Source organism: Chitinophaga filiformis (genome assembly GCF_023100805.1).
GTDB lineage: Bacteria > Bacteroidota > Bacteroidia > Chitinophagales > Chitinophagaceae > Chitinophaga > Chitinophaga filiformis_B.
Map to the genome: position 1 here is coordinate 4,183,040 of NZ_CP095855.1, position 12,564 is coordinate 4,195,603.

General features: G+C 47.1%; 5 protein-coding genes. All 5 read left to right on the top strand.

Annotation, left to right across the window (positions count from 1 at the left end):
- Window positions 1–80: 80 nt before the first annotated feature.
- Complete coding sequence (locus MYF79_RS16760; RefSeq protein WP_247808803.1) at window positions 81–4,040, top strand: two-component regulator propeller domain-containing protein; 3,960 nt, start codon at window positions 81–83, stop codon at window positions 4,038–4,040.
- Window positions 4,041–4,173: 133 nt separating this feature from the next.
- On the top strand, window positions 4,174–7,278 hold the full coding sequence (locus tag MYF79_RS16765) for a SusC/RagA family TonB-linked outer membrane protein (RefSeq protein WP_247808804.1): 3,105 nt from the start codon (window positions 4,174–4,176) through the stop codon (window positions 7,276–7,278).
- An 18-nt stretch (window positions 7,279–7,296) separates the two neighbouring features.
- Window positions 7,297–8,970, top strand: a complete 1,674-nt coding sequence (locus tag MYF79_RS16770) for a RagB/SusD family nutrient uptake outer membrane protein (protein ID WP_247808805.1) — start codon at window positions 7,297–7,299, stop codon at window positions 8,968–8,970.
- Between the two features lie 2 nt (window positions 8,971–8,972).
- Entirely contained in the window at window positions 8,973–10,451 is a 1,479-nt protein-coding gene (locus tag MYF79_RS16775; protein ID WP_247808806.1) for a glycoside hydrolase family 30 protein, read from the top strand.
- Between the two features lie 13 nt (window positions 10,452–10,464).
- The gene (locus MYF79_RS16780; RefSeq protein ID WP_247808807.1) at window positions 10,465–12,291 is read left to right on the top strand and encodes a glycoside hydrolase family 35 protein; all 1,827 of its coding nucleotides are present in this window, start codon (window positions 10,465–10,467) and stop codon (window positions 12,289–12,291) included.
- Window positions 12,292–12,564 lie beyond the last annotated feature (273 nt).

The window sequence follows — 12,564 nt, forward strand, 5'->3', positions numbered from 1 at the left end:
AAGCGCTCCCGGGGGAATATCCTCCGGGAGCTTTTTTTAAAATAAAATCGCTATTTTAACCGCAAATTAGCGCTTACAGAATGCGGTGGACAATGTTGATATGGATGACCATTTCCGTAAATGGTCTCTTTGCTGCTGAACAACCTTTGCGGTATCTAAGTATAGAAAATGGGCTTTCCAATAATGCAGTCGTAAATGTTTACCAGGATTATAAAGGTTTCATGTGGTTTGGAACCTACGATGGACTGAACCGGTATGATGGTTACAAATTCAGGATCTACAGGAACAGGATAGGCGACAGTACTTCTCTTATAGATAACGGTATTTATACAATTGATGGTGATACCGATCATCGGTTATGGTTGGGCGGGCGAAAAGGGGTAAGCATTTTTGACCCGGTGAATGAGCACTTCTCCGTGGCCAGGAATGCAAGTACCGGCAAGCCTGTGGACGGGAATATCCATGTCATCAAAGCAGGGAATGATGGCATGGTACTCGTGGGCTCCGAGAGCAGGGGCTTATTGCTGTTCAACAGGCACGCGGCCGCAGGCCGCCAGATACCGGTGGATAATAACCTGAATTATGAAGTAACAGGCATAGACTTCAATGCAGACAAGACGGCGGCTTATATATTCGTCCAGGACCTGGGATTGTGTAAATATGATTGCGGTAAAGCCCTTATTACAGTCATCAGCCGGGAGCTGAAGCAGGCCAATTGCCTGAAGGTAGATAAAAATGGCGACCTCTGGATCGGGACAGATAAGGGACTTTTTAAATATAATGGTACTTACTCGGAAAATTATCTGAAAGAAAAAAGCAAGATCGTTAATCTCTGTTCAGACAGCCAGGGTACACTGTGGGCAGCTTCCGATGGTCATGGGATATTTGTGGTCAGGAATGGCGAAGCCAGGCATAGCGACTATACATTGAGCAGCAATGCCGTTTACTCCATCTGCGAAGACAGGGAAGGCCGTAAGTGGATCGGTACCCTTCGGGGAGGCGTTAATATTATTGATAACCGCCGTAATTTATTTGAACAACACTCCTTTAAGGGAAGTACGGTAGACAACTTCATTCTTTCTTTTTGCGAAGCAGACGGAAAGAATATATGGATAGGTACAGATGGCGGCGGACTGAAATACTGGAACCGCGAGAACAATACTGTTAAGAATTACAACTACGACCCGGGCAACAAACAGGCTATCAGCAGCAATTTTATTACCGGTATGCTGCAGGATTCCTATGGCAATCTGTGGATCGCTACCTGGTTTGGAGGCATCAACCGGTATAATAGAAACCGGGACGCCTTTGATCACTATGCCTGTTTTAATCCCTTTACCAAAGCTGCAGAGAACAATGTCTGGGTGATCTATGAAGATGCACAGAAACGATTGTGGGCCAGTACAACAAATAATGGTACCCTGTACACTTTTAACCGTCAGACCGACACTTTTGAGCTTTTCGACAGGTCGCTGGTAAATATTCAATGCCTGGCGGAAGACCACAAGGGAAACATGTGGGCTGGAAACTATTCCTCGCTGATCAAAGTAGACCGTAATCAGAAGCAGCACCGCATATTTCCGGTAGGGTATACCGTCCGCACTATCCATGAGGACCGGCGGGGAAACCTGTGGGTAGGTACCGAAGGAGGAGGCTTGTTGCTCTTCAATGCAACTACCGGTAAGTTCAGGCGTTTCTCCGAAGCGGAAGGGCTGCCGGGCAATACAGTGCTCCGTCTGCTGGAAGACGATAAAGGCGATCTCTGGATCAGTACCTTCAACGGCCTGACAAAGTTTGACCCGGTACGGTATACCTGCCGCAATTTCTCGCAGACAGACGGATTACAAAGTAACCAGTTCTCCTTTAATGCCGCCCTGCGACTGAGATCGGGGGAATTCCTTTTCGGAGGTATCAAGGGGTTCAACATCTTCCATCCCGATAGTATCTATGAGCGGAGTAACTTTTCGCCTGTTTTCCTGACAGCTATCCGCCTGAATAATGTTCCTGCCGCGCAGAATAGTGACTATATCTCGAAAAGGTCCCTGGAGAACATTGAGGAGATCACCGTCCCATATGATAAGGCGGCGGTTTCGCTGGACTTTGTAGCCCTGGAATATACCTCTCCCGATAAGATCGGGTACAGTTACCTGCTGGAAGGCTGGGATAAGGGCTGGAATGACGCCAGGGAATCCCGCACGGCCAATTACACCCACCTGCCGGAGGGGAATTACAATTTTATGATCAAGGTGACGAATGCTGACGGGAAGTGGGGAGATGAACGGCAATTGCTGCGGATCATTGTATTGCCTCCCTGGTACCGCACACCCTGGGCCTATGGCGTTTACATAGCGCTTATCATGGGGCTCATCTACCTTTATATACAATATAAGTCCCGCCAGGAAAGATTGCGATACGAGATCCGCCTGGCACACCTGGAAAGTGAAAAGGAAAAGGAGATCAACGAGAAGAAATTGTCCTTCTTCACGAATATTTCCCACGAATTCCGTACTCCGCTCACGCTGATCATCAATCCGCTGAAAGAGCTGAAAGACAACGAAAAGCTAGGGGTAGTATACAGGAACGCCCGGCGTTTACTAAGCCTGGTAGACCAGCTGTTATTATTCCGGAGGGCTGACAATGAGGAACTTAAAGTGACTAAGTTTGATATTACTTCATTATGCGAAGAGGTATTTCTCTGTTTTACCCAACAGGCCGAATCCAGGAATATCCGGTACCGGTTTCTGGCAGATAATAATGGTCCCCTGGAGATCTATGCCAATTACGAGCAGATAGAGATAGCCTTCTTCAATTTATTGTCAAACGCCTTTAAGTTTACCCCGGATGGGGGAGAGATCTCTTTCAGTATCCAGCTGACGGCAGGTGGCGTTGATATCGTCCTGAAGGATTCAGGAGCCGGTATCCCCGAGAGCATAGGGAATAGGATATTTGATAAGTTCCAGCATGGGGATAGTCATAGCTCAGGGTTTGGGATAGGGCTATACCTGGTGAAGAAATTCATTGAAAATCATAAAGGCAGTGTTTCCTATACCAGCAAGGTCAATGAGGGGACCACTTTCTTTGTTCACCTGAAAACGGGGACGGCGCATTTCGATACGGTGGCGCTGAAAGAAGAACCGGTTAAGAAATCGGCGATCCTCGATGAACTGATAGACGATGCGTACCGGAAACCGGAGCCCGAAAAACCAATAGCCCCGGCAGAAATGATCACAGAAAAGCGGTCCGTCCTGCTGATTGATGACAATGCCGAGATAAGGGAATACCTGCACCGGCTTTTCGCAGATAAATATATTGTCTATGAAGCGGAGAACGGGACCGAAGGATTTGTGGCTGTAGAAAAGTACATGCCCGACCTGGTGATCAGCGACATCCACATGGAGGGCATGAATGGTATTGAACTGTGCCGGAAGATCAAGGAGACAGATACGACCAGCCATATCCCGGTCATTCTGCTCACCTCCGCCTCCTCTTCCGAGGCGAAAATGGAAGGAATTGAAGGCGGCGCCGATGACTATATCACTAAGCCCTTCGATAGCGCCCTGCTGCTGGTAAAAGTCCAGACCATTATCAGGAACCGTAACCTGTTACAGCAATATTTCCAGGAAAACATCACCCTCAGAACCAGTTATGTAAAGGTGCCTGCCGAATACCAGGATTTTTTAAAGAGATGCATAGAAATAGTCGAAGCTAACCTGGGAAATGAAGATTTTACCATCAAGACATTCACCCAGGCTATCGGCATGAGCCATTCCAGCCTTTATAAGAAAGTAAAATCGATCTCCGGGCAGACAATCAATGCCTTTATCCGTTCCATCCGGCTCAGGAAAGCGGCCGTTTTAATGTTAAAGGAGAATTATACAGTCAACCAGGCTGCCTTTCAGGTAGGAATCGCTGATATTAAATATTTCAGGGAACAGTTTCACAAGCTATTTGGGATGAATCCTTCGGCTTATGTCAAAAAGTACAGGCATTCTTTCAACCAGGATCTGAACGTGGTGAAATCAGACAATTCTGCAGTCTGAAATATGAAAATACCCCCTTTTTTAAGCGATTTACCCCCTCTGCGGGTCCTTTTTATCCACCTAATTTAGTCACATAATTACCACGTAATCATAGTGCTACCAACTATCAATCAATTTTAAAGGAATGTACGTTATGAAAAAAAGTCTATCCACGGTAGTGAAATTAGTGTCACTACGACAGTTGCTGATGATCTTCCTTTTTTCCCTGTCCCTGATACCTGAATTAAGGGCGCAAAAGTTAAATATAACAGGGAAAGTGTCTGAAGGAAGTGGGGGTGTTCCGGGTGTAAGTGTTCGCATAAAAGGGACCAACCAGGGAACGCTGACAAATGAGGAGGGTAAATTTTCCCTGCCGGCGAGTATAGGAGATACGCTCGTTTTTAATCACGTCTCATATGTGACCCAGGCCATTGCCGTAAAAGGTAATTCCCCGGTAAATGTATCGCTTACTGCCGTGAGCCAGAATGTCAATGAAGTAGTAGTGGTGGGTTACGGTACCCAGAAAAAGGCTACCCTTACCGGTTCTATTTCAGTGGTAAAAGGCGCCGATATCGTAAAAAGCCCTCAGCCCAACGTGTCTAACGCGCTGGCTGGTCGCTTTTCCGGTGTGATCGCTAACAACAGGTCCGGTGAGCCCGGTTACGACGGTTCCAACATCAGCATCCGCGGACAGGCAACTACCGGTAATAATGATGTACTGGTAGTGGTAGATGGGGTGCCCGGACAGATCGGTGGTCTGGAAAGGCTGGATCCCAATGATATAGAAAGCATCAGCGTATTGAAAGATGCGTCTGCTGCGGTATATGGTAGCCGTGCAGCAAACGGGGTGATCCTGGTAACCACTAAAAGAGGTAAAACAGGTAAGCCTGTGATCTCTTACAGCTTCAACCAGGGATTTACCTCTCCAACCCGTCTGCCTAAAATGGCAGATGCGGCAACATATGCCACTATCAGGAACGAGATCCAGTACTATGCGCTGCCGGCAAATGGTATGAATCAGGTGTACTCTGCTGACCAGATACAGAAATTCAGGGATGGTTCCGATCCGCTGCATTATCCGAATACCGACTGGCAGAAAGAAACACTGAAGAATACCGCCCTGCAGAGCCAGCATAGCTTGTCTGTGAACGGAGGCGGTGAAAATGTAAGATACTATGTGTCCCTGGGCATGATCAAACAGGACGGTATCTATAAACATGGTGTAACAGATTATAACCAGTATAACTTCAGGTCAAATATTGACGCAGACGTTACCAAAAGACTGAAAGTAAGTCTCTATCTGTCAGGTCGCGAAGAAGACCGTATGTATCCGGTAACCGGTGCGGGAGATATCTTCCGTTCTATCTACCGTGCTTATCCGACAGTAGCAGCGCGTTATCCTAATGGCTTACCGACTTCCGGTATTGAGAACAATAACCCGATACTGCAGGCAACCGACATTGGTGGTACCAACAGAAATCCAACACAGGTGTTCAATGGTATCCTGAAAGGTAGCTATGCAATTCCTGGTGTAGACGGTCTTTCGCTTGACGGATTTGTCTCTATCGACAAATCATGGAGCTTCGGCAAATCGTTTGCTAAGCCTTACGCAGTATACGACTTTGTGGAAGCAACCAACACTTATAAGAAAACGGTGATCGGTGGGTCCAACCAAATGGCTACCCTGTCCGAAGGACAGTTGAACAAGGCGCTGATCACTTCCAACATCAAGCTGAATTATGCACGTAAGTTTGGCAAACATGATGTAAGCGCATTTATAGCGTACGAACAGAGTAAAACATCCCTGGATAGCCTCGGCGCCTACAGGATGAACTTTCCGACTACGCTGACACCTGAATTGTCACAGGGCGGTGCCGCTGCAACAGATAAAGATAACTCCGGTAAGAGCTACACCTTTACCAGAAAGAGCTATTTCGGCAGATTGGCCTATAACTACCAGGAAAAATATCTCCTGGAAGCACAGGCCCGTATTGATGGTTCTTCTACATTCCCGAAAGGCGAACAATATGGTTTCTTCCCATCTGTATCTGCGGGATGGCGCATGTCACAGGAAGAATGGTTTAAGTCTTCTGTGGGCTTTATCAATGACCTGAAACTACGTGCTTCATACGGTACACTGGGTAATGATAACGTGGGACTGTTCCAGTACTTCGACAACTATTCCCTGAGCAATCAATATGTGATCGGTTCTGTTATTCACTCTGGTATTGATCTGACCAAACTGGGTAACCCAAACATTACCTGGGAAGTAGCGAAGAAACTGGACGTGGGTTTCAATGCACAGGTCCTGAAGCACCTGTCAATGGAATTCATTTATTTCCAGCAAAAACGTAGCGACATTCTCACACCAAGGAATGCCTCTATTCCGCAGATATCAGGTATCGTAAATCCATACGGCTCCGATCCGCTGGTGCCTTCTGAAAATATCGGAAAGGTGAACAGCAATGGTATAGAAGCCACCTTGGGATATGACAACCGCACCGCCAGCGGCGTTGGTTATCATATCAGCACAAACTTTACCTATGCGAAGAACAAAGTGATTTTTATGGACGAAGCTGCAGGAACACTGGATTATCAGCGTAAAACCGGCAGGCCACTGAATACAGAACTGCTGTATAATGCGATAGGTATTTTCAGATCACAGGCAGACCTGGATAAGTATCCGCATGTAAAAGGCGCGCAGATCGGTGACCTGATCTACGAAGATTACAACAAGGACGGCAAGATCACTGCAGACGACCAGACAAGAATGCCTTATAGCAATATTCCCCAGATCACCTATGGTGCTGTATTGGGTGCTGATTACAAAGGCTTTGATGTGTCCGTGGTATTTGCAGGACAGTCACGTGTAAGCCAATATGTATTACCAGAGTCAGGTACTATCGGTAACTACTACAGCAGCTGGGCCGACAACCGTTGGAGCCCGTCAAATCCTAACGGAACATATCCCAGGGTAGACGAAAGAGCTTCTTCTTCAAACAACGGAGGGCTGTATAAAAACTCCTTCTGGCTGAATAATGCATCCTTCCTCCGTCTGAAGAACGTTGAGCTTGGCTATAATGTGAATGCAGGTATTTTGTCCCGTATGAATATCTCCGGCCTGAGAATATACGCCAGCGCTTTCAACCTGTTCACAATTACTAAGGTGAAAGATTATGACCCGGAAGGTACCAGTGGCAGCGGCCAGTTCTATCCGCAGCAACGTATCGTGAATGTGGGTGCGAATGTTAAGTTTTAATCCGTAAAAATTCCATCAATGAAAACTAGTAAGAATATATTATACACAATGCTTCTTGCCGGAGGAATATTTACCTCCTGTAAAAAGAATTACCTGGATATCGTACCTTCTGATAAGATCGCGGATGTGGCAGTATTGGCTGATTCCTCTTTGTTTGAGAACTATGTCATTAACCGTTACATGGGCGTGAAATTGCAGGATAAAGAAGCAGAGGGCACTCCTCCCGGCTTCGGAAGGGGTTTTGAGTATGCGATGTGGAGCTCTCTGACAGACGAATCCATATACAATAACGATGATAATACCTGGCTGATACAAAGAGGCCTGCTGGCGCCTGAAAATACCGGTATCGCCGGTACCCTCTGGGGCAGGAGCTACCGCAGTATCCGCGAATGTAACTATGGCCTGAACAACATTATGCAGGTGGGAATGAGCGAACAGTTAAGAAATAAGCTGAGAGGTGAACTGCATTTTATCAGGGCCTTCCGTTACCATGACCTTATCCGGAACTATGGCGGCGTTATTTTGATGGGCGATAAGGTGTATAATCTGGGCGATAACATGAGCGATCCCGCCCTTTATACCAAGTCCTCCCTGAAACAATGTATGGATTATGCAGTGGCCGAGCTGGATTCTGCTGCGCAGTACCTGCCTGCAGCTAATGATAACAACTGGCAATCCGGCAGGGCAACCAAAGGTGCAGCACTGGCATTAAAAGCACGTCTGTTGCTGTATGCAGCTAGTCCCCTGTATAACATAGGTAGCTGGGATGCAGCAGCAGCTGCTGCAAAGGCGGTGATGGACATGAACCAGTACTCAATTGCATCAGATTATGCTAAATTGTTCCTGACTCCCGGCAGCAACGAGATTATCTTCGCCAGACAATATGCAATAGGTGCACGTCACGTCTGCCTGGAAATTTCAAACGGTCCGAATGGTTACAATGGCTGGGGTGGAAATATACCGCTGCAGAATCTGGTGGATGCTTATGAAATGAAGAATGGTAAACCGATCACAGATGCCGCTTCCGGATATGATGCAACCAATCCTTATGCAAATCGTGATGCCCGTTTTTATGCCACCGTGCTTTATAATGGTGCTATTTACAGGAATGACACAGTTAAAGTGTATACGCCCGGTGGAAAAGACAGTAAAGATGGTCCTTCTAACTGGAACACTTCTAAAACCGGTTATTACCTGCGTAAATTCATGGATGACAATAATCCTATTGATAACCCATGGAACGTAGCCGGCTTACAGCCATGGATCTATCTCCGCTACGCAGAAGTGTTGCTGAACTATGCAGAAGCACAGAACGAAGCAGTAGGTCCGGATGCATCAGTATATGCTGCAGTGAACCAGGTAAGACAACGTGCAAGCGTTATGCAGCCACCGCTGGCAGCAGGCCTGTCTAAAGACCAGATGAGGGATGCGATCAGGAGAGAAAGACAGGTGGAACTGGCTTTTGAAGAACATCGCTTTTATGATGTACGCCGCTGGAAGATCGCTATGGAGACAGAGAACGTTCCTGCTTATGGCATAACAGTGGAATTGGATAGCAATAAAAAGCCTGTATACACCAGGAAAGTGGCATTGAGCAACCGTTCTTTCGCAGAAAAGAACTACTGGCTGCCTATTCCGAGAACAGAGATCCAGGCTTCTAATAACAAGCTGGAACAAACAAGCGGATATTAAGTATGAAATTGATCATTGTATCGGCATTGCTTTATACATGTATGCAAACCGCGGCGGGACAGACCGCCGCGGTGCATATAAGCATCGATCCGGATGTGACTTATCAGACGATTGACAATTTTGGCGCTTCAGATGCCTGGTCCACGCAATTCGTAGGCAACTGGCCGGCAGAGAAGAAGAACAGGATGGCAGACTGGCTGTTTAGCATAGACACTACTTCCGGCGGGCAGCCTAAGGGTATCGGATTATCTCTCTGGCGCTACAATATCGGTGCCGGCAGTACTGAACAGGGCGACAGCAGTGGCATTCCCGATGAATGGCACCGGGCTTCCAGGTGGCAGGCCCCATCAGGACAATACTGGTTCCTGCAGGCGGCAAAAGAAAGAAAGGTAAAGCAATTCCTGGCCTTCCTGAATAGCCCTCCTGTCAATCTGACCCTCACCGGCAAAGCATTTGCCCGGAAGGGAATTTCTAATATCAGTCCTGATAACTACGATGCTTTTGCCACCTATATAGCAGATGCGCTGGAAGGCGTACATAAGACCACCGGTATCCGTTTTGACTTCATCAGTCCTGTGAATGAACCGCAATGGGACTGGAGTGATAACAAACAGGAGGGATGCCCCTACAACAATGATCAGATCAGCGCGCTGACGAGAAGCCTGAGTAAAACGCTCATAGCCCGTAAGCTGCCTGTAAAAATAGTGATCGGTGAAGCCGGTCAGCTGAATTACCTGTTCGATGGAAGAGATAAGCCCGCAAAAGGAAAACAGATCACTGCCTTCTTTGACAGCAGTTCTCCCGAATACCTGGGAAACCTGCCAAATGTGGATCACAATATTTTAGGGCACAGCTATTTTACGACCTCACCCGCTAACATTGCGTTGAAGGTAAGGGAAGAAGTAGCAAAGGAGGTGAAGAAAGTAAATGGCCTGGGATTCTGGCAATCAGAATATTGCATACTGGGCGATAACGCCGGCGAGATCAATGGTCAAAAGAGAGATTATGGCATGGACGCAGCATTGTACCTGGCCCGTGTCATCCACTACGACCTTACCGTCGCGAATGCTGCAGCCTGGCATTTCTGGCTGGCAATATCTCCGTATGATTATAAGGATGGATTGATCTATATAGATAAGAACAAAGCCGACGGACAGTTCCACGACAGCAAAATGTTATGGACACTGGGTAACTACAGCCGCTTTGTAAGACCCGGAGCGAAAAGGATCAGTGCCGGCATAAGCGGAGACAGTACATTGCTGGTCTCTGCATATAAAAATACCGATCGTACGATCAGTATAGTGATCGTCAATAGTGCAAACGACAACAAACGTATTTCACTGAACCGTAAGAAGGGACAGCTCCGGAGGCTTCGCGCTTATGTGACTTCCGAGGCGGATAACCTGGTCCCTCTTGCTGTAAATAATAGCCTTACGATACCCGCCCGGGCTGTTGTTACGGTGACGGAAAGTATTAATTAATAAAAGACCAAGGATGAAAAGGATTGGCTTAATTGCTTTGCTGGCAGCACTGCTCAGTACGACTGCAGGCGCACAGCAAACGGGGAAACATACGTTCGAACTGGGAGATACTGCATTCCTGCTGGACGGTAAACCCTTCCTGATGATATCGGGCGAGATGCATTATCCCCGGGTGCCACGCGAATGCTGGCGCGAGAGAATGAAGATGGCGAAAGCAATGGGGTTGAATACCATTGGCACCTACGTATTCTGGAATGTACATGAGCCGGAGAAAGGACAGTATGATTTTTCAGGCAACAATGATATTGCCGCTTTTGTGAAAACAGCGCAGGAAGAAGGATTGTGGGTGGTTTTAAGGCCCAGCCCTTATGTATGTGCGGAGTGGGAATTTGGCGGATATCCATACTGGCTGCAGCAAATAAAGGGACTGACGGTGCGTAGCAAAGAGCCGCAGTACCTGCAGGCCTACCGGAATTATATCAAAGCCGTTGGTAAGCAGTTGTCGCCCTTACTGGTGAATCATGGCGGTAATATACTGATGGTGCAGATAGAGAATGAATACGGCTCTTATTCGAACGATAAAGACTATCTTGATATCAACCGCAAAATGTTCATAGAAGCGGGATTCGACGGTCTGCTATATACCTGCGATCCTGAACCTGCTATTAAAGACGGACACCTGCCAGGGTTGTTACCGGCTATTAATGGTGTAGATGATCCCGCGAAGGTGAAGAAGCTGATCAATGAGAATCATAATGGAAAAGGACCTTATTACATCGCTGAATGGTATCCTGCCTGGTTTGACTGGTGGGGAACGAAACATCATACCGTTCCCTATGAGAAGTACCTGGGAAAACTGGATAGCGTATTGTCGGCAGGCATCTCCATCAACATGTATATGTTCCATGGAGGCACCACCAGAGACTTCATGAATGGGGCTAACGCCAACGATCATTCGCCCTACGAACCGCAGATCAGTAGTTATGATTATGATGCGCCGCTCGACGAAGCGGGGAATGCTACCGAAAAGTTCAGGCAATTCCGTAACGTGATCGCCAAACATTTACCCGCCGGAACTGTATTGCCGGAAATACCTGCAGCAAGACCTGCGATTGCAATACCAGACATCCGGTTCACACGTTCAACACCATTGTTCAGCTTTTTACCGGCGCCTGTCAGCAGTGCAAGACCGCTCACTTTTGAAGATCTCGGACAGGCATATGGATGGGTACTGTACAGCACAACGCTGGACGGTAATAAGAAAGCCTTGTTAAAGCTGAAAGAGCTGAGAGATTATTGTATCGTGATGGTGAACGGTAAAAGAGTGGGAGTGCTGGACAGAAGATCCGGGTTGGATAGTGTAGAACTGCAATTGCCTGCAGGAAAAGTGAAACTGGACCTGCTGGTAGAGAACCTGGGGCGTATCAACTTTGGTCCTTATCTGCTGACAAATAAAAAAGGAATTACAGAAGAGGTGCTGTGGGCCGGTAAAGCAGTCCGGAACTGGAAGATTTACAAATTGCCATTTGACAGGCTGCCGGCAGTAAAGGCACAAAAGCAACTTGCAGGTACAAATGCACCGGTATTGAAAGAGGGTACATTTGTATTGGACAAGCCCGGAGATACATACCTGGACATGAGCAACTGGGGTAAAGGCGCTGTATGGATCAATGGACATCATCTCGGCAGATACTGGGAAGTAGGTCCGCAGCAGACGATATATGTTCCGGCGGAATGGCTCCGTAAAGGCACAAACAATATTGCTGTGATGGAATTGATCAAGCCGGAAATGAACAAATTATCGGGAATTACACATCCGGTACTGGATGTGCTGAAATAAAATTAAAACAAGAAGAAGATTGTCACGTGAAGGGACTTAATAACAGGGGGGAATATAGAACAGTGGACTGGTTTTTTTTATGTGTATCAGCAGACTTTTAATAGCGATAGCTATTTAATTTATTGGATTTTACGTGGAAACGACCGGGGCTTCATTTTTGAAGCCCTTCGTGTTTTATAAAGGCAGCAGGAACAGCGGCGTTGCCCCGTCGTTTTGGGGCATTAGGGCTAAGAATAGGTTTTTGCCCGTATTTACAGTATCTTGTACCACATT

Bases quoted from the DNA above. Each gene is read 5' to 3' on its own strand.
- MYF79_RS16760 (WP_247808803.1), top strand. From the start codon at position 81: ATGCGGTGGACAATGTTGATATGGATGACCATTTCCGTAAATGGTCTC.
- MYF79_RS16765 (WP_247808804.1), top strand. From the start codon at position 4,174: ATGAAAAAAAGTCTATCCACGGTAGTGAAATTAGTGTCACTACGACAG.
- MYF79_RS16770 (WP_247808805.1), top strand. From the start codon at position 7,297: ATGAAAACTAGTAAGAATATATTATACACAATGCTTCTTGCCGGAGGA.
- MYF79_RS16775 (WP_247808806.1), top strand. From the start codon at position 8,973: ATGAAATTGATCATTGTATCGGCATTGCTTTATACATGTATGCAAACC.
- MYF79_RS16780 (WP_247808807.1), top strand. From the start codon at position 10,465: ATGAAAAGGATTGGCTTAATTGCTTTGCTGGCAGCACTGCTCAGTACG.